This is a genomic window from Bradyrhizobium huanghuaihaiense (genome assembly GCF_007830635.1).
GTDB classification, from domain to species: domain Bacteria; phylum Pseudomonadota; class Alphaproteobacteria; order Rhizobiales; family Xanthobacteraceae; genus Bradyrhizobium; species Bradyrhizobium huanghuaihaiense.
The window spans coordinates 404,280-424,942 of record NZ_VLLA01000003.1 but is presented as its reverse complement, the minus strand read 5'-3'; the positions used below and the strand labels follow the sequence as shown (position 1 = coordinate 424,942).

The following is a 20,663-nucleotide window of genomic DNA, read 5'->3' as shown; positions in this document are numbered from 1 at the left end:
ATTCACCATAAGACCGGGCACGCCGCACCGGGGAGATGAATCCGCAACTCATCCTGTCCATTGTGGCCCGACGGGGCGCCGCGCAGGCGCGCCCCGGAGGAATCCGGCAAGGCAGGTATCTCGCAGTGTCCGACGTAGCACGATGGTTGGGCCCCTCGGTCGACATGACCGCAAGGCGAAACACTTGGCTTGCCTGGCTGATCGGGCTGACGGCGCTGCTGGTGCTCGGCAATCTCGTCAGCGACGGCACGCTTCCCCTGAACTACGGCTGGGACGTTCGCGTCAATTGCGCCGCGGTCGATGCCCATGCCGACGGGCTCGATCCCTATTTCGTCAAGAATTTGAAGGGCACCAGATTCTCCTACCCCTATCTGCCCGTGACGCTCGACGTGTTTCGCCCCGTGTGCGCGGGCGGCGTCCTCGTCGCTCATCACATGGGCGTCTATCTCGTGCTCGCCGTGCTCTGCGGCCTGCTCCTGCCGGGGCTTGGCCGAACGCAAACCAGCCCGCGCGATGTCGCGCTCAGGCTGCTCTGCGTGTTCGGCGCGTTCATCGGCTTCGAATGGGTCTGGGCGTCCGGGAATTTCGCGATCCTGGGCGGCGTGCTGACGGCGGTCGCGCTGAGGCTGCTGCTTCGCCCAACGGCATCCGCCGCTGGGGACCGCGGCTTCGCCTTGCGCGTCGGCGGCGCCGCGCTGCTTGGTCTCGTGACCTCGTTCAAGCTGGTGTTCTGTCCCATGATCGCCGCGCTCTATTTCCTGCCGCTGCCGCGCGCGCGCAAGCTGGTGCTGATCGCGGTGGCCGCGTTCGGCTTCGCATGGCCGATCCTGATCTCGAGGGTGTTCTACGCCGACCTGTTCTCGAGCTGGGTGGGTGTGCTGACGAAGCAGATCCCGGATCAGCATGCCGTCGAGCTGATGGAAACCAATCCGTCGCTGCTGCTGCTGGCGCGCAGCCTCCTGGAGCAGGTCGGGCTCGGCGACAGCAAGCCTGTGATGTTCGCAACCTATGCGCTCGCCGCACTCGCGCTCGTGCTCGTGCCGTTCGTGCTGTCCGTCCTGCGCGCGGTCGGCAGCGGACCGGCTCGGGCAGGGGGATCGCTTCTGTCGCGGCTCGATCGCTGGTTGATCGACCATCCCCACGTGGCCTCGCGCGTCACCGTGCTCGCAATGTTTGCGCTCTACGTCAGCTCACCGCGCCTCAAGGAATATGCCTTCTTCGAGCTTGCGGTCTATGCCGCTGTCCTCATCGCCGATCTTCCGGCCCTGGCACTCGCCGCCATGCTCGCCGTCGGCTTCATCGCTCCGGGCCTCGTCTCGATTTCGGGACACACGGTGGAGGGCGGCTTTGTCCTCCTCATTGTCGCGCTGGCATGCTTCTGGATCCTGCTGCTCGATTTTCGCGCGGAGCCGATGCGACTTGAGGCGCAGGACGTGCGTTCATGACGAGCCTCGCCTCGTCCGCAGATGCCGGATCCTTGGCCGCGAACGGGTCAGGGAGCCGCTGGCTGACCTGGTTGATCCTGCTCGCGGCGGCGCTGGTCGCCATGTCCGTTACCGTCGACCTCGCCGCGGAAAATACCTTTGGCTGGGACGTGCGGATCAATTGCGCTGCGGTGGATGCTCACCTCCAGGGGCTTGATCCCTATTTCGTCAAGAACCTGAAGGACACGAAACTTTCCTATCCCTATCTTCCGGTCACCCTCGACGCCTTTCGGCCGCTCTGCACCGGCGGTTTTCTCGTCGCCCATTACAAGCCGATCTATCTCGTCCTTGCGGTGATCTGCGCGCTGCTGCTGCCCGGCCTCGGCACGGCCAAAGGGCGCTGGCAAGACGCCGTGCTGCGGGCTGTGCTCGTGCTCGGTGGTTTTCTCGGCTTCGACTGGGTCGTTGCGACCGGCAATTTCGAGATACTCAGCGGCCTGCTGACGGCGGCCTCGCTCGCATTGTTGCTGCGCCCCGTGCAGTCCGGGGAGCAGGGTGAGGTGAGCCTCGTGCCGCAGCTCGCCGGTGCGACCGTGCTCGGCCTCGTTACTGCCTTCAAGCTGGTGTTCTTGCCGATCCTCGCCGCGCTCTATTTCCTGCCGCAGCCGAGACGTCGCAAGCTGTTTCTGATCGCGGTGGCGGCGGGCATGTTTGCCCTGCCGATCCTGGCGTCGCTGGCGTTCTACCCGGATCTGTCGCGGAGCTGGCTCAGCGCGATCACCGGCCAGATTCCCGGACAGCATTCGCCCGCGAGCGAGGTCAATCCGTCGCTGCTCCTGATTGCCTCGACACTTGCAGGCCACATCGGACTTGCCGGCAGCAAGCTGTTCGTCGTCGGCCTCTACGGGCTCATCGCGATCACGCTCGTGCTCGCGCCGTTCGCGGTCTCGGTGTGGCGCATGGTCAAGCGGCAGGGCCGCGCCGGCAAGGCCTCGCTGCTGCAGGCGCTCGACGACTGGCTGGTCGATCATCCCGCCGCGGCGATGCGCATCACCGTGCTCGCGATGTACGCGCTCTATCTCTGCACGCCCAGACCGAAGGAGTACACCTTCTTCCAGGTGGCGCTCTACGCGGCCGTTCTCGTCGTCGACCTGCCTGCGGTGATGATGGTCGCTGCGCTGACGGTTGCGGTCGCCCTTCCGATCCTGGCGTCAGCCTCGGTCACCGCGTTCATGGGCGGCTACGGCCAGCTCACGCTGGCGCTGATCTGTTTCTGGATCCTGCTTGCGCACCAACAGCAGCGGGCGTGATCCTATCTCGACGCCGCCGCGTTCGCACCCTCGGGCGATGAGGCTGGCGGCGCGGTGTAGAGGCTCATATAGGCGCCGGTGTAGTCTTCTCTCCAGCCTCTCCGGCCGACGAGGAACTGCCTCAGCTGCTCATGGGCTCTGACCCAGAGCACCGCATCGATTTTGTATTTCCGGATCACCGTGTCCCAGGCGGCCTCGTCGATGTCCCAGCGCACCAGCTTGAGATAGTCGCGCAGCAGCTCGTCCGGATAGGCGGTCGCGGCCCGGCCGTCCACGAACATGGGCACCGCGCCGTGGGTGCGGAAGATCAGGAGCCCGCCGGAATTCCAGTGGTTCAGCACGCGCGAATGCGTGGAATGCGCGAGCAGGTAGCCGGCATCCTCCTCCGAGAGCATGTCCGGCAGCGCCAGCGCCGGTCTTACCTGCAGGAAGCTGAGCGGCAGCACGAAGACACCGACGATCCCGGCCGCCAGCATCGCGCGGCGGATGTCGAGCCTCGCCAGCCGCTCGGGCAGCAGGCGGTCGACGTGAAGCGCCATCGGGACCGCCGAGAAGATGAAGAAGAACGCGATGTACCTGAATTGGTAAAGGCCCAGGAACAGAAAGAGCCATGCCAGCAGGCGCGGCTCCAGCGGAATGGGTCTTGAGTTGCGGTAGCGCAGCTCGAGCGCAATGAACGTCAAGGCATAGGCGATGGCGGGAATGCTTCCGGGCAGCTCCATGTTGTGGAAGTAGGGACGCCACTCGCCGATATTGGCCTGGATGAAATGGCCGAGCGTCGCCATCACGCCGTCATAGATGTGCCAGCCCAGCGGATTGACGAAGATCGCAGCGACGCATCCGATGCCCGCGAGGCAATAATTCCTGAAGCTCGTCCAGTCGCGCCGAAGCAAGGCGACGCCGGCGAAGACGCCGATGATCGGAAAGGCGAGCATGAAGCCGCCATGCAGATTGACCCACAGCACCATCATCACCGGCAGCAGCAACCATCTGCGCCGCCGCAGGCATTCCCCGTAGAAGATCACCGCGAACAGCATGGTCGCGATATTCGGCGAGGCCGCCAGATAGGTGTTGGGCGCCGCCTCGTAGCAGGGGTAGAGCAGGCATGCGGCGAAGACAGTGACGCAGACCGCCGGGACCGACGCGCCGCTGCGCAGGCCGCATGAGGTGAGGTATCCGACGATGACCGCGCCGCAGGCGACGACCAGCAGGACGATCCCGGCAAGCCCCGTGTGCTGATAAAGCACGCTGGCAATCACGTCCCACAGCCACGACAGATTATACCAGCGCTTGTCTGCGAGCGTGAACGCCCATGGATCCTGAAATGGAATCTCGCCGCGCTCCCTGATCAGGTCTCCCGCGGCGATGTGCCAGCCGAGGTCATAATGGCTGAGCTGCACCGGTCCGTTCGAAATGTAGAACACCGACAGGAACGCGATCAGGACGAGGTAGATCTCACGCCCGTGCAAGTGGCGTCCGAGCGCCGTCGGCGCTCCGCCAATCCCCGACCGGGACCAATTCTCGCGCGCGTCCATGAGAGCTCTCACCATCGAAGCCGGCCGCGGCGGGCCTTAGCGTTTTCCGTGACGTCTGCGGCGATGGCGGCAGACATCGTTCGATTTAGGGGAAGACGGTCTAAGGTCGAGTAAAGGCCAGTTGTCGCGGGCGGGTTCCGCAAGGCGACGGGCGAGTTGGTAAACGAATGGTTTGCGCGACGGGCGTGGCCGCGGTCCTGCTTCGGGATCCAGTGGCGAGCCTGGGTTCGTCTGAACGGCGCAGTGATACCACCCAAGGTGGCAAGGTTCTTGCTACGGTAACCTTCGCTCGACTGCCTGCGGAGAACCGTGATGCTCTCTACGCAACGTTCGCTCGCGACGGCCCAGCTTGGCCGCAACAGTTTTGAGGAGATATTCGAATCCCGGACGCCGTTGCGCGAGGCCGCCCTGGAGTCATTTCGCCGCAGGAACGCGGTCCTCGACGGAATCTTCTACGACATCGGCAAGGTGACCCATGAGGAGGCGCGCGAGACGGCCCCTTGGCTGGCGCGCGAGGGCGCCATCCTGATCGTCCCGCCATCCGGCGCCGGAACGCTCAAGCTCTGCAACACCGTGGAAGACTTCGCCGATTCCGGCGGCGCCGATGTCCGCATCCTGGCGGTGGCGGGTGTCGGCAGTTCGGCGCTGGGGGCGGCGGCCTTCGCGCGGAATGTCGCCGACGCGTTTGGCGTCGCGGTCGCGGCCGTGGTGTCGGGCTATGGGCTTGCCGACCTCATGACCGAGGCGCTCGGCGGCTGGTTCTGGTTCGGCACCCTCAATCGCCTGCGCCATCAGTTCGAGGAGCTCGACGACATGAGCCGGGCGCTCAACCGTCCGGAGACCCTGAGCCCGCCGACGTCACCGATCGAACTCGGCCGCATCAGCCTGGATACAAGGACGGTCATGGCCTTGCTGAGCGATGGCCGCTTCAGCTTCTCGCTGGTGACCGGCCACTCCAAGGGCAACCTCGTGATCTCGGAAGCGCTGTACGAGCTGAAGGAAACACCGGCGGTCGAACAGGCCATTCCCGCCGACAAGTTCTGGATCATCACGGTGTCCGCGGCAGTCGCGATGCCGCCCCGATACAGAAAGATCATCGACGTGATGGGCACGATCGATGGCTTCGGCGCGCTCAACTCGACGCCGGGAATCTCGATCGAGAAGACGTGCCCGTTCCGCTGGCACCACACCAACACGGATTTGCCGTTTCACCTGCCCGTCACGAAGGTTTTCAGGGAGCTACGGGTCGAGCGGAATGTCGCCGTCTGAGCATGCGGGGACTACCGCGACGGAAGCGATGCGATTGCAGGCGCCGCATCCGCCATCGCTGGTCCCGTCGGCGACCTATTTCGTACTGATCCCCGGCGCTTGATGGATATAACGGCGCTCGGTGATCTGATCGAACATGAATCTGGCAAGGTCTTCGCGGTTGACGGCCAGCGAATGTCTGGAAACGCCATACAGGCCTACGTTGAGATGGCCAATCGCGGGATCATTCCGCAAGAAAGCCACACGGACCATCGTCCAATCCAACCCTGATGCTCGTATGACCTTTGCGAGCGCAAGGATGTCGTTATAGCAGCTGCGCATCAAGTACTTGATGAGCGTCGCGGGAAGCCTGATCTTCCAGTCAAATCGATCTCCGGGATCGACAGCCATGCCGGTTGAGATGGCAATGAGGCGTTGCACATGCACCTGCTTCATCGCTGAAATAATCGCTTCCGTGGCCCGAGTGATCGGCAAGTCTTTCGGATGGCGCAGTTTCGTCGGCCCAAGCGCTGATACGACGGCATCTGATCCGCTGACGGCTTCCCGCAAAAGAGCATTGTCGGTCAGCTCACCCCGAACGATCTTGACCTTGGCGTTCTCAAAAGAGCTGCTTGACCGCGCAAAGACCGTGACGTCGATTCCGCGCTTCAAAGCCTCGTCGATCAAGTATTTGCCTGTCGTTCCGGTGGCACCAAACAGGGTGACTTTCATGCTGCACCTCGTGCGACCATGTTCGCCGCTTCCTGGAGATAAGGCGACGGAACTTGGCGAGCGGCGTTCTGCGTGACGAAGGACGTGGCCATTAGGATGAGACCCACCACGGCTGGCATGGCGGCGCTGGGCTTCCGGTCAGCGATGTGCGCCAGGAACGCCAGCAGCAGGTGGTAGAACATCCCTGCATAGGCGAGGTCGCTAAGCGCCACGTTGAAGCGCAACAGGATTGCGGCCGTGCCCAAAATCTTCGCGGTGATCAACAAGGGAACGAGGTGGGACGGATAGCCAAGCTCGCCGAGGGCCTTGCGTACCCAATCTCCCTTGGTGAGGTACATGAAGGCGGAGGTCAGATAGAGCAGGGACAAAAGCGCCGTGCTGATCCAGTAGATGTAGATTGGAGTCATGAGTTGTCGTTGATCGCCGTTGGAGCAGCAATCTCTCTTTCATCTTGCTTGTGTGGATGCGCGCTTGCACTTGCACGCTGTCTGCAGGGAAGATGTAGAATAGGACTGATATTCGCAAGTAGGATGAATAACTTGCAGTAAGTATGGAAGAGCAGACTATGGCCGGCAAAGAGGTCAACATGCACGAGGAAATGCGGCGCGCGTTCGCGCTGCTCTCAGGCAAGTGGAAGCTGGAGATCATGTGGCTGCTCAATCAGCGGGTCTATCGCTTCGGGGAGCTGCGCAAAGCAATCCCCGGCATCACCCAGCACATGCTAACGGCGCAACTCCGCGAACTCGAAGCAGACGGTCTGATATCGCGCACCGTGTTCGCAGAAGTACCGCTCCGGGTTGAGTACAAGATTACTGAAAAAGCCCGTGGACTTGGGCCCGCGATGGAAGCGCTCACGGCTTGGTGGAAAGAGTACGGTCGAAGTCTGCCGCGAAAACCAACTTCACGCGGCCGGAAAGCCAAAGGCGGCTAGGAGCCGCGGCGCGAGCCTCGCGGCCAAACAGCCGGATGGTGCGGGCAGCCGGGGTCGAACCGGCACAGCGCTTGCGCACCGAGGGATTTTAAGTCCGTTCTAGCGCTATTTTCCAACCCATTGGACTGACTCAGGATTTGGCGACTGAGCCAAAAACCTGTTGGAAAACAACGGACAACCGTTGACGTGAAGCGCCATAGTCGGACACGCTGCGACAGGGGTGACCGCAACGACTGCGGACACAGTGCGGACACGACACCTCCGATGGCCGACAAAATCACAGATCGCGATGTACGAAACCTTCCTGCGCCGCCGAGCGGGAATCGGATCACCTATGATGGTGAGGTGAAAGGCTTCGGCGTGCGGGTCACCAAGGCCGGAGCAAAGGCCTTCATCCTAAACTATCGCCGGAAGATCGACGGGCTTGAGCGGCGCTGGACCATCGGGTCGTTCCCGGACTGGACTGCAGGCGCCGCCCGTGACGAGGCGAAGCGCCTGAAGCGAGAGATCGACCGGGGGGCGGATCCAGTAGGGCAACAGCAAACGGATCGCTCAGCGCCCACGATGGCTGATCTGTGCACCCGTTTCGAGAAGGAATACCTGTCTCGAAAACGACCCTCCACGCAGGCGAGCTACAAGCAGCAGATCGCGGCCGACATTTTGCCGGCCATGAAGAAGCTCAAGGTTGCTGCGGTCACCTATGCTGACGTCGACGAACTGCACCGGACCATCAGTGAGCGAGCTCCGTATCATGCGAACCGAGTACTGGCGCTGGTCTCCAAGATGTTCAGCCTCGCCATTCTCTGGCGCTGGCGGACCGACAACCCTTGCCGTGGCGTGGAGCGCAATCCGGAACACAAGCGGAAGCGCTACCTTACCCAGGCAGAACTTGAACGGCTGTTGACCGCCTTGGACGGTCTGCCGGACGAGCAGAGCGCTAATATCATACGCCTGCTTTTGTTGACCGGGGCGCGCCGTGGAGAGGTTCTAGCGGCAAGATGGGATCAGTTTGACTTCACACGTTCCGAGTGGATCAAGCCCGGCGCGACCACCAAGCAAAAGACCGACCACGTCGTACCGCTCTCAGCACCAGCAATGGAATTGCTGAAGGAACTGAAAAAGGTGGCTGGTAGAGCCGAACACCTATTCCCATCGCGTGACGGCGGCCACAGGAAGGATGTGAAGGATAGCTGGGCAGCCCTCTGCAAAGCCGCGAAGATTGAGAGCCTGCGCCTTCACGACCTGCGTCATTCCTTTGCGTCAATCCTCGCAACCGGTGGAGCGAGTCTGCCTCTGATCGGCGCTCTGCTAGGGCACACGCAGCCCAGCACGACGGCCCGCTATTCACACATATTCGATGAGGCGCAGCGCGCGGCTGCGGAGCGCGTCGGCGAAGTCGTCGGTGGGAAGGTGCGTTGATGCCAATCCTTGGATGTGGCGATCATCTAACCGTCATGGGATGTTACCAAACTAAGGTCGAATTGGTTTCCGTCATGGCGTGGCCGAATCGATCTGACGAAGTGGCGCGACACCAATTCATCGCCTCGGTCATGGCTGCCAATCTCGGCGAGCTGCAATCATCGGCCGAAGCCTTGCCCGATCCTGCGGCAGCCGCCGACTGGGCGGAGACAATAGATGCAATCTATAATCACGAAGAATGGTCGAATGCCCTCGACGTTACACGTAGGCGGTTTGATGAGGCGGGAAGTTATCGCGCCGTCGCGCAAGCATCTGGGCTGGCAAGCATCGAGGCCGTCATCAGGAAGTGCGAGAAAGGCTGGTTTAGCGCTGGCCTAATCCTTGCGCTGATTAGACGCATGCACCAAAACCATGAGCTAGCCGGAGGCGCGAGCGTCAATAAGGCGGTCCACATCGTCGAGAAAACTGGTTTTCCGTTAGTGCTGCGAAACAGGAAGGATTTACTCAAGGCCTGGACAGGATATCGGCCTGTCGCTCACTTCTGCGCTGCTCTGTTCGATGCCGTAACGAGGTCGCTGGCTAACGAAACAGCGGGCAACATTGAGGGCGGCCCACTGGATGACGTCATGTGCTTTCTCGGAGAGGCTCAGGCATACCTAGATTTCGGCGTGTCTTACTCAGCTCCTCGATCGGCGGAAAAGCTGCTGGATCCGCACGAAGTTTGGCGAATCCCAGAGGATGCCAGGGTGAATAGCTCGCTGAGGGATCCGGCGCCACTTTCCGGGAAGCTGCTCGCCGCGGCGCAATCCTACAAGGCCGCCATTCCCCAAGTCTGACTAGTGGGGAGCATTCGCCCACTAGACAACAGAACATCCCCACTAATTTTCCGAGGCTCTGTGGCTGAGTAAGTCTCCACCTGTCGCTGGCAGTCGCCAGCTAAACAGGAGATGGCACCGTGACTGAGCCTACTGCTAGCATCCTTGATGGCTTCGCTGAAGAAAGCCGCTTTGCTGCCGACAACGGCATTTCGCTCCGCACCTCGCTTCGATACCGGAACATGCCGGACGGCCTGCCGTTCCTCGAATTCGGGGGGAAGATCTTTATCCCACTGGCCGGTGCCAGGGATTGGCTGAACAATCGCGTCAAGCGCCGCAACCCGGGACGGAGGGCGGCCTGACCAATGGCATCACCAGAAACGGCAACGCCGGCCACTGCGTGCAGTGAACCGGCGCTGAATTTCGAGCAGCTTGGCGGCGAGCTCGACGACAACAATACCGAACCTCGGCTTGAACGGCAAGCGCAGCGGCTCCGCCGGATGTTCGGGCTTTCCTTCAGCGCGGCTGCTGTGATCGCAAGCTTGGCGTGGGGGATTGTGAGATGACCCGCAAACCTCCTCCATATAAGAGGCGCTGCTTCGCGTTCAATTTCACGCATGAGGGGCACCTCTACCGGGCTAGTGCTAGCCGCTATCCGGATGGCCGCCTTGCCGAGATCTTTCTGGACGTCGGCAAATTTAACAGCCCCTTGCAGCAGAACGCCGAAACGGCGGCAGTGCTCGTCAGCCTGCTCCTGCAGCACGGCGTCGACGCCGACACCATCTTGCATTCGGTCCGCGGTCCGATCGCGACAGCTCTCGAAATGGCAGTGGCACCATGATCGGCACCCCGTCCAAAGAATACACGTTGGCGCTGATCCGCGTAGTCAGCCGTAGGCTGAAACACATCGATGAAGAAGTGATCGCGACCGGTGTTGCGCTCAGCCAAGGCCTGATCGACGCCAAGCAGGCGCGGGAGATGGTCAACGAAGTCGCGCCCGGATGCATCGATGTTGTGGCGCTCTCGATTTTGGAGGGCGCAGAGAAATGAGCATCGCGGAGGAAAATAAGGTTCTCGATCTCAAGGCGCTTCACGCCGACCGCAAGCGTCTATTCGTGCTCTATGCCGACTTGGAAACCGACTGCTCTAAGGCATGGCTGGTCGACCGGATGCTGGGCGCTGGGGAGCTGAGCGCGTTCTACGGCCCTCCCGGCTGCGGCAAAGGCGTGATCATCGAAGACATGGGTTTGCATATAGCCGCCGGGCTGGAATGGCACGGCAAGCCCGTTACCCGCGGTGCGGTGCTTTACGTGGCGCTGGAACGCAGGAAATTGGTTGAGCGGCGAGCAATCGCTTTCCGCGTGAAGCATGGCCTTCAGGATCTCCCCTTCGCCATTGCGGGCGGCGTCTATGATTTCCGCAACCCGACCACCGCGGCTCAGATTCTAGACATCTGCCGAGAGGTAGAGCGGCAAACCGGCGAAAGGGTCGTCTTGATCATTGTGGACACCGTGTCCCGTGCGCTGGCGGGTGGCGATGAGAACTCGCCGAAGGACATGGGCGCGCTGGTCACGGTCACCGCGCGGATCCAAGAAAGCACGAAAGCCCACGTGCTGCTCGTGCATCATATTCCGCATGATGCAGAACGAATGCGGGGGCACGGCGCGCTGCTCGGTGCGGTCGACACTACCGTCGCGGTTGTGAATGCCGGGAGCGTTCGCACAGCCAAGGTCGTCAAGGCTAACGACGGCGAGGAAGGCGAAGGGATAAGTTTCACAGTTGAGGGTGTCGAGATCGCTCCGGACGGCACCACCGCCGCGGTAGCCGTCCCGGCCGACATCCCCGCGACGTCAACCGAGAAGAAATGGGCGAAGGGCCTCCGGCTCGTTCGTGACTGCATTGATGCCGCTCTGACCGAAGCCGCGATTGAGCATTCCGTCGGAGGCGACGGGCCCATTGTCCGGGCGGTGAGCTTGGAAGCCGTCCGCAACATCCACAAGGCCAGATACGTCAGCAGCGGTGATGGTGAGCGCAGCGAAGCCGAGCGCAAGGCATGGACCCGGAATTTCAAGGCGGCTCAGCAGGCCCCCCTGATCGGCGGCGAAGTCAAAGACGGGGCTGAGATCATATGGCTTCTTTGAGCCGGTCGGGACAGTGGGACATCCGGGACACCCCTAAAGGGGTGTGTCCCTGTCCGTCCCACCCTCATGTCGCGGACAATGTCCCGCAATGTCCCGCAATGTCCCGGTGTCCCACTGTGACCGCCCAGGACCGCGGCTTAATCGTGACCGCGACATCGGACCTCCACCGTCTCGCCGCTGCGCTCGAGGCCGGCGCCGAGCTGACGGAGGCAGACAGGATCGCGGCAGCGGAGGCGCTGCGCGCGGTGATGCCGGCGAAGCACGCCGAGCGGGACGCGCTAATCCAAGACTGCCGGCGTCGCTACTTCGCCGATCTCGCCGACCATGCCGCCGCGCATGAGATATCCCGCGGCCTGAGCCGGTATGCAGCCTCGGGTTGGCGTCGCGATCGCGCTGCTGTCGCACCTCCCGGGAAAGGCACCCGAACAGAGATGTACTGGCTCATTCTCAATACCGCGCCACCCAATCCACACACGCCAAGTCCATCCACGATAAGGCGAATTCTTGCCAAGTTGAGGTGAGCAACGCGGTGCGCGACGAATTCAACAACTGATTTGGGAGAGTAAAAAAACATGAGCATCATTCGCGGCGCGACATTGTCGGAGGGAGTCGAGGCGAAGGTCCGGGCGGAACGCGCGGAGCCGGAATCGCCGTTGCGCCTGGTCGCGGACATCGCCGACCGGATGCCCGTGCAGGTGCGCGACAAGCTGATCAGCCTTCGGGATACGAAGAATGACCGGCACGCGATGCTGCGCAGCGTCTCCGACCGCCGGCTCGACGTCCATCAGCGGCTGCAGAATTGGGAAGGCCGGCTGCGCCAGCTTCAGGCTGATAGCCGTGATCACATCAGCGAAAAGCACCCCGCGGTGATCGAGGTGGAGGCGGAGATCAAGAACGCGAGTGCCGAGCTTGCCAGGCTGACCGAGCGCAACGCCGAACTGACCACGTCATGGCAGGCCGCCGCGCGGCTCCTGACCTCGCTGGAGAAGTACCTGATCGACGTCGAGGATGGTGGCATTCGGCTGCATGAGGGCGACGCTTCGCCCCTCAAGGCCGGCGAAACCGCGATCGATGCGCTCGAACGCGCGGCCCGGCGGACCCGCACCTTGAAAGCCGACCGGCAGGAAGTCTTGGCATCGGCGTTCCCTGTGGCCGTCGCAAAGAAGCTCTTTCGTGAACATCTTCATGAGCGCATCGAGGCCGCGCGGCCGGACGTCTCGCCGCTGATCGACCGCCTGGAGCCGATCGAGTTTCCGCAGAAGCGCGTCGGCGTCTCGGCACATGGCGGCAGCGCGAGCGCGGTCTACATGATCGACCCCGTCGGGTTGCTCGGTTGGCTGTTTCCGAAGGAATTCACCGCGGCGATCGACCGCGAACTTGCCGCGGCCGGTGATGACGAGCACGCGCTGACCGTTGAACAACGCATCGCCAAGCTCGCCGAGGTCGACGCTGACACGTTGGCATCAGAGCGCGACGAAGCGTCCTACAGCGAGCTTGCCGGGCTCCTGCCGCGGGCTGATTTGGATCCGCGTGCGGCTTTGAGTTTGCACGCCGACATGCCTGCACCGAAGAGGGATTGAAAGCTATGCCGGCCGTCGGGCGCACCGAGCTTTCGCGGTGTTTCAGCCGGCATTTCCGGGAGCGCGTGTTTGGCTCCATTGGCGCGCGCTCCCGGACACTCTGACACAGGAAGGGGTTTGAGATGTTTGACGGATATTACATGCAGCGGAAGAGCAGGCCGGCTTCGCCACCGCGCAAGCAGCGGGCCCGCCCGGGGTCGGTCGACTGGGTAGCGGCTACCCTGCACCTCGACTGGCACGACCGCGAACAGCTGGAACGCGCAGCGGTGATCGAGGCAGCGGCCGAGCGTCGTGACCTCATCACCCGCTCCATGTTCGCCACTGGCTCAATGAAGGCGGCTGCTGAGCACCTTGCAGACCACACCGACATGCCTGCGAAGGACGCCGTCGCCTGCCTCAGCATCGCCAGCCGGTCGACGGCACAGCAGGCGCCACCCCTCGCTGAACGGTGCAGCACTGCCGTCGGCACCATCGGCGTCGTTACGCAAGCGGAAGCTGCGGGCATGAACAGCCGCATGAGCTGGAACAATCTCGCTGCGGACATCTACGGATCACGACGGAAAGGACAGACGAAATGACCATCGACGCCAAGGCAATCTTCGACCAGCGCCGTCAGCAGCGCGAGGCCATCTCCAGGCCCGCGCGGACGGCGCCAAGCGTCCCTGCGGCAAAGGGGAGCCCCTTCACCCCCGAAGGCGCCGCGGCGATCTACGCACAGCGCAGGCAAGCCCGCAGTATCCACACCCCGAAAGGACAGGCCGACGATGTCTGACAACCTCACTGCATCCATCAAGGACGGCAAGGTCATCCTCGAAGTCGACGTCAGTGGCGTGGACCTTCAGGAGGCCGATACCCCAGACACCGTCAACCGGGAACTCGCATCGACTGGCAACGGGTTCATGGCGATCGGCCAGGGCGTGCGCGTGCAGCTCAAGGTCATGGGCCGCTGTCGCAAACAGCCAGCGGGCGGCTGAGCGTTCCCGGGTCCTCCCGGCGACTCGCAGCGATACGGGGAGGCAAAGAGCTCGACTTCGCTAGCGTCAGAACTTTTTTAGGAGGTCTACACTTTGGGTGATCTTCTCTCATTGAGGGAGTTGGCGAAGGCCTACGGGAAGGACGCGTCGGGCCTTGGCCGTAAGTTGAAAAAGCTAGGGATATCAAGAAAGTCTGACGACAAGTTCGACAAAGAAGAGGTCGACGCGGCTTTGCGGCCTAAGATCGGCGCCAATGTAGACATGCCGTCTACGTCTACGCGCAAGTCTACAACTGGTCTACATCCGTCGGCCGCGCCTATAGCCACGCCTGAGGACGCTCAGCGCGCGGTTTCTCTCATCAAGCAGATCCTCGAACAGGAAGGCTCGGCCGCGTCCGTGGTCGATCTAAATGTTGCTAGAACGGCCGAGACGATCCTCCGCGCTCGTGAGCGCCATCTTCGGATCGAGGTCGCATCAGGACGGCTTGTGGACGGTAAGACGATCGAGGCTGAGATCTTCAACATCGCTCGCCAGGATCGCGACGCCTGGTTGAACTGGCCGGCACAGGTAGGCCCGCTATTGGCTAGCGAGCTCGGAATCCCCGAGATTCCCAAGGTGATCATCACTTTGGAGAAACACGTTCGCGAGCTTTTGCGTCAGCGATCGAGGGAAGCTTTCGAAAAGGCTGCCTCTGCCGGTCTGGACAGAGCGAGATCGTCGACGAAGTGGAGCGATTTAAATGGCTAAGCAAGACCGCGCGCGCGACGCAGGCCGAGCGTTGCTCAGCAGCAGACCGCAATAGGAGGCGTCAATGGTCGATCGGATCGTTCAAAGAATTTCTTTGGAAGGCAGCGAAGACGTCGTCGCGCGCCTTAAGAAGGTGGGTGAGACAGGCGCGAAGGCGCTCGCCGCCACCAACCGGACGATTGAGGATTCGAACTCTGGCCTCGGCAAGTACGGCGATGTTTTCGCGAGCCTAAACGGCAAGACGGAAGGCTCTAAACAGAACATCGAGCGCGTTAAAAGGGTGGTCGAAACCATCCGGCCGGCGGCGGAAAAAGCCGGCCTCGAGCTCGATGGCCTCGGTGAGTTCGGCAAGCTCGGCCGCGGCAATATCATCGCTTTGGGCGCAGCCATCACCACCACGTTCGTTACGGCGATGGAGAAGGCCGGAGACACCGCGCGCTCGCAGGCCCAGCGTCTCGGCGCGTTTACCGGTTCGGCTCAAAATGGCGTCGCTGCCTATAAGGAACTGCAGAAGACCGCGCAGGAGCTAAAGGTCCCCACATCGACGTTAACGGACCCGTTCGAGCAGATCACGCGCACCAACGAGCGTTTCGGCGGCAAGCTTTCCGGCGGCGAGCAGACGAGCGCGCTTAAGTCATTGTTCACCGGTGCCGAAGCCGACCGCGTCGAAGATGAGAAGGCCAGCCCGGCCATTAAATCGTTCCTGACTGGATTGCGCGAGGGTGGCCGGTTGACGCCGGAGCTGACGGCGGGGCTTGGCGACATCATGCCGACGCTGATGAAGCGTCTGCTCCAGGATCTTCAAACCAGGCTGCCCAACGCTACTGTCTACAGCGCGCCGGAGACGTTGAAGTCGCTCGGCAATATTCTTCCTCAGTTGGAGGAAGATCAGCGGACCACGCAAACGACTTTCGGCACCGCTATCAGCCAATCGATTTCGCACCTCAAGGCAGAGGCATCGAACCTCGGAGATTCGCTCAACGGTACGCAGATCGTATCTACAGCGATCGAAGGTGCTGCGAAATTTCTGGGTGCCACTGCGCAAGGTATCAAGGCGATCAAGGAAACGGCGAATAACGCCCCGGCCCCCGATGCAACGCTGCCGATTGATCAGGCGAACCGCATTCGCGATCGGCGCGGCATCGGCCCCGTACAAGGGCCGCAGCAATATGATTTTTTGCGACGGCCGCCTTCGACAACTGAGGAAGGGCCGACTATTGCTTCACGGTTCTTCAGCTGGCTCTCTGGCCTGAGAGCAGCGCCACTCTCCTTTCCGGGTGAGCAGCTCACCAACAAAATTCAGGGTGGTGAGGGCGACCAAATTGTTGCTGGAAATCTGGATAGAACATCGAAGTCAGCAGAGAACCTCTCCAGCGCATTGGATAAGACGACTGAGAGCGCGGCGGGCGCGCAGCAGGTGTTCGATCGCGACAGGGCTCTGAACCGTGATAAGGCCATTGACGCCGCGAGCGCGAAATTCACTGCAGCGCAGGCGCGCATCGACGACAAATACAAGCCAGAAGAATTGGATCTGCAGCTTGGTCGCGATCGGCTTGCCGTTCAGAATGCGGCTCTTGCGAAGCAGAGCGCGCAGATCGGCATTAAAGATGCAGCAAAGAACAAGGAGCTTGCCGACCTTGCGCCGGAGCAGGCCGAGAGTGCGCAGCGTAACGCGGAAAGCCGATACTCGAAGGCACTCGCAAACCTGCGCCGATTGCAGGGATACGACACGAGCGCCATCGATGAGGTCAATCCGCTCAGGGACGCTCGTAATGAACTGAAGGATGCCGACACTGCGCGCAAGGTTGCTGACGTCAATCGCCGCTATGCATATCTGGAGCCGCAGAAAGCTGAACTTGCCCAAGAGAAGGCACAGTCGGAGATCACGTCTGCTAACTACCTTGCGCGGGAATCAAACCTCAAGTTCACGAAGGACAATGAGGGGCGGAAACTATCGAGTGATGTGACGTCGTTGCGCTACATGGACGCGCAGCTTGAGGAAGAAAAGAAGCTATCTTCATTGACCGAAAAGCAAGTAGATGTGCTTCAAGAAATTCTCCAGTCCCTATCGAAGGAGCGCGGTTCGTCATATGGCAAAGAGACTGGGGCCGATGACAAACTAACCGACGCCGCAACTAAGCTAGACGACGCTGGCAGCAAGCTTACGGACGCGGCCAACGCTCTGTCTACTGGCGCCACTTCCACTGCATCCGGTTCGACGGCCAAAGTCTCTGGTCGTGATCTCTTGAGCAAGGACGGTGTCGTCAACATCCCGCAGGGAGCGAGTCAGGACGAGATCGATAGAGCTTTCGCGAAACAACGCGCGGCTCGATCCGCCGACGTTGGGCAGCCAAATCTGGCATCAAAGGAAGCATTCCGCGCTGATCTGGATCAGTCGGTCGAGGATCTGAAGGCCGATTGGAAATCGCAGCGCGAGATGAATGCTCAGCTGCACAATGGCAGCTTCGAGTCGAGGACTGTTGGAACGCAGAACTCTCCGATGGCGCGTACACCTTCTGGCGTGTCTCAGGTCTATCCGCCGCCTGTTCGAGGTCATTACGACGAGAATTACCAATTTGTTCCAGACGTTCCGACATACAATGGTTTAGGCCCTGGGAGCATTGCTGGGCCTGGATCAACTGGCGCATCTATTCCTGCAACGAACGACTATGAGTTTGCTGGCCGAAAGAATCCGGCTGGTCCTTACCAAGAAGGCATTTCTGCACCGCTCTCGTTTCCTCAGTATAACAAGGATCGGCTTCAGAACTTGCCATCTGAGTATCCGGATGGCGTGCCTCTGCCCCAGCCGCGGCCGCCAGAAGCGGGGCCCGGGCAGCAGAGCTCTCTGCCCTCGACGCAGGATGTGGCCAGTCTCGGTAGTGCGTTCCAGAGTCTGATCGAGAGTATCTCTGCTTCGATCAACACTGCCAAGGGCAGCACGGATACGAACCCGGAGAGCAAGGGAATCCAGGGTGAAGGAGAGCAGGGCTCATCACAAGTATCAGACCTGGGTGACAGTGTTGAAAAGGTAGATGGTGCGCTTGACGAACTCGCCACCTCAGTCGGCGATGCGGCTAGCAACATTGAAGGAAAGTCGGAGGGAGAGCCGACATATGCGGCAACGGGCGGTCTGATCACAGGCCCCGGCTCGACCACCTCTGATAGCATTCCGGCGATGCTGTCGAATAAGGAGTTTGTGGTCAATGCCGATGCCACGCAGAAGCATCTCGGCCTGTTGACGGCACTCAATGCTGGAAAAGAGATCGGTTTCAAGCATTTCGCCATCGGTGGCCCGGTCGGCGTCATGGGGGATGTTGGCCTGCCCAGCGTGCCATCGGCGCCGATCGCGTCCGGCGGAGCACCCGATCTATCAGACTACGGACATGTCGAATTGGGAACGCAGCACGGGTCATTTAGCGTAATTGCACATCGGGATGTCGTGAAGTCGATGACATCGGCCGCGCGTGACGCGGGTGTATCGCAAACCGGGCCCCGTCCGGGCTGGTATCAAGGTAGCTAAAATGTTAGACCACCAGCAATTCATCGAGACGTGGCGGCTGCTCGGTGAGCGATTGTTCGTTCTGAAGTCGCTAACCCTGTCGCATCCCCGCGGGCTCGCAGAGTGTTTCCTTGTCGAGCGCGAGCGCAACGGCTCTCGCGAAAAAGAGCTGATGCTTCGTGAGGAGATTCGGCAGATCGGCGAGGCCGTAAAGGTCAGTGCCGATCTCGTTCAATCAGCGGATAAGTTCGTGACCGACTGCCTTGAATGGTGCGACGCCATCCAGGCGGAGCAGGAAGCGGAAGCGAAGCAATCGCTGCAGGCGGCGACCCCGGCAGGGACGGCTTAGGCGCTTGCCGCGGTGAGACGTCACTCGTGGCAAATAAGACGTCGAGGATGATCTCGCCCGTTCTCTGCTCATCATAGAAAGTGTGGCGTCCCGGCGCAGGACTCGAACCCGCGTTTCCCCAGCGGAATCGAACCGCCTTCTCTGGCACCAGCCTCCGGGACATAACAACTCATCGCTTAGGATCGCTGTAGCGGGGCGCACCACGGGGCCCGTGGACAATAATTCCCGTAAGAAGCAAGCGCATTTAGGATGAGGTGCCAATCGGAGTCTTCAAGTACCGTGTCTTGATCTTCCGGCGCTACACCAAGAATTTTTGACCTGATCGTCTCGGCTAAAAGGTGTGGTGCTGGCTCAATCTTCCATGCACTACCTTGGCTACCTGACACGCAATTTGTTGGACATTCGCAGCATCGAATGCGATCCGGGGTCGGCTTACCGCAGCCACTACATTTCCAATCAACCATTGCGCCGCTCCTCAATTGCCGCCTTTGCCATCTGACGTAGACGCGAAGTTGCTTCCGACTGGCTAGCGTTTGCCAACTCAATTACGACCCTAGAGAAGGCGCATAACTTTTCATCAGTCGGCAAGGAGAACTTTGCGGGCGCCCAATGCGTGACCTTGACCGTTTCAACATCCATGTCTCCTTCATCGCATAGCTGGATGATGTCAGTATCGCGATACCCGTGCAATTCATCAATCGCGCCAGGCTTACGGATGAATGCGGTGCCGAAGTACACGCGATGCCAATTGACACCGCTGTGATGACGCGAGCCTTCGATGCGTATGAATTGTCGCCCCGGCTGCATGTCCCATTCGGGGCGCTCTGAAACAGGCTTCCATTCCATCTCTTTCACTCTCTCTGATGCTAGGTAGGCAGGGTGACGCGGCTGTCGGAATACGCGTTCCGATAGATCGCCATCGCAGCGCCTGATGATCGTCACGTAGTCGCACGTTTCCCAAGCATATGGCTTTCGCAGATGCGGATCTTGATCCGGACAGGTCTTTTCAAAACCCATATAATCGCCTGCCCACGCCTGCGGTGTCACCATGATGACAAAGATGGCCGACAGCCATTTCTTCATCGCGGCAATTTCGGCTGGAGTTCCGGCTCTAGTTCGGTGCACCCGATCTCGTTGCAGTTGAGTGCGACATAGCCGCCTATGGCGGAACTGCTGTCTGACCGCCGTTCGCCAGTTTGCGGATTGATTTGGGCGCGCTGGTAGATCCGCACTGTGTGCGGCTCGCGCGCGACGGTCACCATTGCATAGGTCTCCGTCCTTCCGTTTGTGGATTCAATGGTGACCTTCGATCGGCCAGGAGACAGGCCCGTAAAGGCGATGATGTGGTCGCTCGTCGGGTCTACGCGCACTAGAAGGTTATCTTCGACCCGGACTGATTTGATTGGTCGCTTGAAGTAGATTTGGACGGTATCGCCGAATTTCAGGATGATGTTGCCGTTCTCCGGCTCCGGTGAGACCGATTGCGACAAGATATCTCCGCTCGTCGTCGGACCTCGGCGTTCCGAAGGGTTCTGTTCTTGAGCGAGCGCGTTTCCGCAGAGCAGCATAAGCCCTGCCAATAAGGTAAATCGTTTCATGAAAAATCCTCACCCGAAAACACGGGAGGCTAACCCACAACCTGAACGCCAGCAAGAGAGCAATACGCCTTTAAAGCCCGAAGATCTCCGGGACAGTGATGCCGTAGAAACTCGGATCGGAAGTGCTCATTTTGATTTCGCCTTAAGCCCTATCTCGACCAGCCGGCGGATAGCCTCGGAGCGGCCGGGAGTATCTTCCTGCTTCGCGGCCCAGTCGTCGACGTCAGCGCGCAGTTCCTTTGACAGGCGGATGGCCGTCACGGGGTCTTGGCCGGTAGCAGGACGGCCCGGCCTTTTTCGTACTACGTTTTTCTTTGACGTCGTCATAAAAACGTATTACATTTATCTTGCTTGAAAAACA

The 20,663-nt window shown here is 60.9% G+C and carries 24 protein-coding genes and 1 tRNA gene; 19 read left to right on the top strand and 6 right to left on the bottom strand.

Annotated features, from left to right (window positions below; all coding sequences use genetic code 11):
- The first annotated feature begins 125 nt into the window (after positions 1–125).
- Together IQ16_RS09885 and IQ16_RS09880 are read left to right on the top strand one after the other, a co-directional pair.
- Complete coding sequence (locus IQ16_RS09885; RefSeq protein ID WP_145831434.1) at positions 126–1,445, top strand: hypothetical protein; 1,320 nt, start codon at positions 126–128, stop codon at positions 1,443–1,445.
- On the top strand, positions 1,442–2,734 hold the full coding sequence (locus IQ16_RS09880; RefSeq protein WP_018647036.1) for a hypothetical protein: 1,293 nt from the start codon (positions 1,442–1,444) through the stop codon (positions 2,732–2,734). Before IQ16_RS09885 ends, IQ16_RS09880 begins: the two co-directional genes overlap by 4 nt.
- A gap of 2 nt (positions 2,735–2,736) precedes the next feature.
- On the opposite strand, the gene IQ16_RS09875 is transcribed toward IQ16_RS09880, so the two are convergent.
- The gene (locus tag IQ16_RS09875) at positions 2,737–4,269 is read right to left on the bottom strand and encodes a hypothetical protein (RefSeq protein WP_020608093.1); all 1,533 of its coding nucleotides are present in this window, start codon (positions 4,267–4,269) and stop codon (positions 2,737–2,739) included.
- A gap of 312 nt (positions 4,270–4,581) precedes the next feature.
- Between IQ16_RS09875 and IQ16_RS09870 the strand changes: the two genes are divergently transcribed.
- On the top strand, positions 4,582–5,538 hold the full coding sequence (locus IQ16_RS09870) for a hypothetical protein (protein ID WP_026312627.1): 957 nt from the start codon (positions 4,582–4,584) through the stop codon (positions 5,536–5,538).
- Positions 5,539–5,613: 75 nt separating this feature from the next.
- Here the strand turns inward: IQ16_RS09870 and IQ16_RS09865 are convergent, their stop codons facing one another.
- A complete protein-coding gene (locus IQ16_RS09865; RefSeq protein ID WP_018647038.1) occupies positions 5,614–6,249 on the bottom strand; it encodes an NAD(P)-dependent oxidoreductase in 636 nt (211 codons plus the stop codon).
- On the bottom strand, positions 6,246–6,656 hold the full coding sequence (locus IQ16_RS09860; protein ID WP_018647039.1) for a DoxX family protein: 411 nt from the start codon (positions 6,654–6,656) through the stop codon (positions 6,246–6,248). Before IQ16_RS09860 ends, IQ16_RS09865 begins: the two co-directional genes overlap by 4 nt.
- 143 nt (positions 6,657–6,799) lie before the next feature.
- On the opposite strand from IQ16_RS09860, the gene IQ16_RS09855 reads away from it, so the two are divergent.
- The 16 genes from IQ16_RS09855 (at position 6,800) to IQ16_RS09780 (ending at position 18,704) form a co-directional block, all read left to right on the top strand.
- Positions 6,800–7,180, top strand: a complete 381-nt coding sequence (locus IQ16_RS09855; RefSeq protein ID WP_018647040.1) for a winged helix-turn-helix transcriptional regulator — start codon at positions 6,800–6,802, stop codon at positions 7,178–7,180.
- A gap of 264 nt (positions 7,181–7,444) precedes the next feature.
- The gene (locus tag IQ16_RS09850; RefSeq protein ID WP_145831433.1) at positions 7,445–8,599 is read left to right on the top strand and encodes a tyrosine-type recombinase/integrase; all 1,155 of its coding nucleotides are present in this window, start codon (positions 7,445–7,447) and stop codon (positions 8,597–8,599) included.
- Positions 8,596–9,435 (top strand): hypothetical protein, encoded by an 840-nt coding sequence (locus IQ16_RS09845; RefSeq protein ID WP_145831432.1) that lies wholly within the window; start codon positions 8,596–8,598, stop codon positions 9,433–9,435. The genes IQ16_RS09850 and IQ16_RS09845 overlap by 4 nt, the downstream gene beginning before the upstream one ends.
- Positions 9,436–9,554: 119 nt before the next feature.
- Positions 9,555–9,776: a hypothetical protein gene (locus IQ16_RS09840; RefSeq protein WP_145831431.1), complete on the top strand. Its 222-nt coding sequence runs from the start codon at positions 9,555–9,557 to the stop codon at positions 9,774–9,776.
- Positions 9,777–9,779: 3 nt separating this feature from the next.
- A complete protein-coding gene (locus tag IQ16_RS09835) occupies positions 9,780–9,980 on the top strand; it encodes a hypothetical protein (protein ID WP_145831430.1) in 201 nt (66 codons plus the stop codon).
- Positions 9,977–10,255, top strand: coding sequence for a TSCPD domain-containing protein (locus tag IQ16_RS09830; protein WP_145831429.1), 279 nt, complete (start codon positions 9,977–9,979; stop codon positions 10,253–10,255). Before IQ16_RS09835 ends, IQ16_RS09830 begins: the two co-directional genes overlap by 4 nt.
- Positions 10,252–10,464, top strand: a complete 213-nt coding sequence (locus IQ16_RS09825; protein WP_145831428.1) for a hypothetical protein — start codon at positions 10,252–10,254, stop codon at positions 10,462–10,464. The genes IQ16_RS09830 and IQ16_RS09825 overlap by 4 nt, the downstream gene beginning before the upstream one ends.
- A complete protein-coding gene (locus IQ16_RS09820; protein ID WP_158646919.1) occupies positions 10,461–11,555 on the top strand; it encodes an AAA family ATPase in 1,095 nt (364 codons plus the stop codon). Before IQ16_RS09825 ends, IQ16_RS09820 begins: the two co-directional genes overlap by 4 nt.
- A gap of 116 nt (positions 11,556–11,671) precedes the next feature.
- Positions 11,672–12,076 carry a hypothetical protein gene (locus IQ16_RS09815; RefSeq protein WP_145831426.1) on the top strand — a complete coding sequence of 135 codons (405 nt, stop codon included), beginning with the start codon at positions 11,672–11,674 and terminating at the stop codon, positions 12,074–12,076.
- A gap of 174 nt (positions 12,077–12,250) precedes the next feature.
- Positions 12,251–13,135 carry a hypothetical protein gene (locus IQ16_RS09810; RefSeq protein WP_145831425.1) on the top strand — a complete coding sequence of 295 codons (885 nt, stop codon included), beginning with the start codon at positions 12,251–12,253 and terminating at the stop codon, positions 13,133–13,135.
- Between the two features lie 122 nt (positions 13,136–13,257).
- A complete protein-coding gene (locus IQ16_RS09805; protein WP_145831424.1) occupies positions 13,258–13,713 on the top strand; it encodes a hypothetical protein in 456 nt (151 codons plus the stop codon).
- Positions 13,710–13,907 (top strand): hypothetical protein, encoded by a 198-nt coding sequence (locus IQ16_RS09800; RefSeq protein ID WP_145831423.1) that lies wholly within the window; start codon positions 13,710–13,712, stop codon positions 13,905–13,907. The genes IQ16_RS09805 and IQ16_RS09800 overlap by 4 nt, the downstream gene beginning before the upstream one ends.
- Positions 13,900–14,109 (top strand): hypothetical protein, encoded by a 210-nt coding sequence (locus IQ16_RS09795; RefSeq protein ID WP_145831422.1) that lies wholly within the window; start codon positions 13,900–13,902, stop codon positions 14,107–14,109. Before IQ16_RS09800 ends, IQ16_RS09795 begins: the two co-directional genes overlap by 8 nt.
- Positions 14,110–14,202: 93 nt before the next feature.
- Positions 14,203–14,856 (top strand): hypothetical protein, encoded by a 654-nt coding sequence (locus IQ16_RS09790; RefSeq protein ID WP_145831421.1) that lies wholly within the window; start codon positions 14,203–14,205, stop codon positions 14,854–14,856.
- Between the two features lie 64 nt (positions 14,857–14,920).
- On the top strand, positions 14,921–18,376 hold the full coding sequence (locus tag IQ16_RS09785; RefSeq protein WP_145831420.1) for a coiled-coil domain-containing protein: 3,456 nt from the start codon (positions 14,921–14,923) through the stop codon (positions 18,374–18,376).
- A 1-nt stretch (position 18,377) separates the two neighbouring features.
- Positions 18,378–18,704 carry a hypothetical protein gene (locus IQ16_RS09780; RefSeq protein ID WP_145831419.1) on the top strand — a complete coding sequence of 109 codons (327 nt, stop codon included), beginning with the start codon at positions 18,378–18,380 and terminating at the stop codon, positions 18,702–18,704.
- An 83-nt stretch (positions 18,705–18,787) separates the two neighbouring features.
- On the opposite strand, the gene IQ16_RS45070 is transcribed toward IQ16_RS09780, so the two are convergent.
- The 3 genes from IQ16_RS45070 to IQ16_RS09770 all read right to left on the bottom strand — a co-directional run bounded on the left by IQ16_RS45070 (position 18,788) and on the right by IQ16_RS09770 (position 20,302).
- Positions 18,788–18,865, bottom strand: a tRNA-Ser gene (locus IQ16_RS45070).
- A 295-nt stretch (positions 18,866–19,160) separates the two neighbouring features.
- A complete protein-coding gene (locus IQ16_RS09775; RefSeq protein WP_145831418.1) occupies positions 19,161–19,787 on the bottom strand; it encodes a hypothetical protein in 627 nt (208 codons plus the stop codon).
- Entirely contained in the window at positions 19,784–20,302 is a 519-nt protein-coding gene (locus IQ16_RS09770; protein ID WP_035666014.1) for a pilus assembly protein N-terminal domain-containing protein, read from the bottom strand. The genes IQ16_RS09775 and IQ16_RS09770 overlap by 4 nt, the downstream gene beginning before the upstream one ends.
- Positions 20,303–20,663 lie beyond the last annotated feature (361 nt).

Coding starts and splice junctions, on each gene's coding strand:
- IQ16_RS09880 (WP_018647036.1), top strand. CDS start 1,442: ATGACGAGCCTCGCCTCGTCCGCAGATGCCGGATCCTTGGCCGCGAAC.
- IQ16_RS09875 (WP_020608093.1), bottom strand. CDS start 4,269: ATGGACGCGCGCGAGAATTGGTCCCGGTCGGGGATTGGCGGAGCGCCG.
- IQ16_RS09870 (WP_026312627.1), top strand. CDS start 4,582: ATGCTCTCTACGCAACGTTCGCTCGCGACGGCCCAGCTTGGCCGCAAC.
- IQ16_RS09865 (WP_018647038.1), bottom strand. CDS start 6,249: ATGAAAGTCACCCTGTTTGGTGCCACCGGAACGACAGGCAAATACTTG.
- IQ16_RS09860 (WP_018647039.1), bottom strand. CDS start 6,656: ATGACTCCAATCTACATCTACTGGATCAGCACGGCGCTTTTGTCCCTG.
- IQ16_RS09855 (WP_018647040.1), top strand. CDS start 6,800: ATGGAAGAGCAGACTATGGCCGGCAAAGAGGTCAACATGCACGAGGAA.
- IQ16_RS09850 (WP_145831433.1), top strand. CDS start 7,445: ATGGCCGACAAAATCACAGATCGCGATGTACGAAACCTTCCTGCGCCG.
- IQ16_RS09835 (WP_145831430.1), top strand. CDS start 9,780: ATGGCATCACCAGAAACGGCAACGCCGGCCACTGCGTGCAGTGAACCG.
- IQ16_RS09830 (WP_145831429.1), top strand. CDS start 9,977: ATGACCCGCAAACCTCCTCCATATAAGAGGCGCTGCTTCGCGTTCAAT.
- IQ16_RS09825 (WP_145831428.1), top strand. CDS start 10,252: ATGATCGGCACCCCGTCCAAAGAATACACGTTGGCGCTGATCCGCGTA.
- IQ16_RS09820 (WP_158646919.1), top strand. CDS start 10,461: ATGAGCATCGCGGAGGAAAATAAGGTTCTCGATCTCAAGGCGCTTCAC.
- IQ16_RS09805 (WP_145831424.1), top strand. CDS start 13,258: ATGTTTGACGGATATTACATGCAGCGGAAGAGCAGGCCGGCTTCGCCA.
- IQ16_RS09800 (WP_145831423.1), top strand. CDS start 13,710: ATGACCATCGACGCCAAGGCAATCTTCGACCAGCGCCGTCAGCAGCGC.
- IQ16_RS09795 (WP_145831422.1), top strand. CDS start 13,900: ATGTCTGACAACCTCACTGCATCCATCAAGGACGGCAAGGTCATCCTC.
- IQ16_RS09785 (WP_145831420.1), top strand. CDS start 14,921: ATGGTCGATCGGATCGTTCAAAGAATTTCTTTGGAAGGCAGCGAAGAC.
- IQ16_RS09780 (WP_145831419.1), top strand. CDS start 18,378: ATGTTAGACCACCAGCAATTCATCGAGACGTGGCGGCTGCTCGGTGAG.
- IQ16_RS09775 (WP_145831418.1), bottom strand. CDS start 19,787: ATGAAGAAATGGCTGTCGGCCATCTTTGTCATCATGGTGACACCGCAG.
- IQ16_RS09770 (WP_035666014.1), bottom strand. CDS start 20,302: ATGAAACGATTTACCTTATTGGCAGGGCTTATGCTGCTCTGCGGAAAC.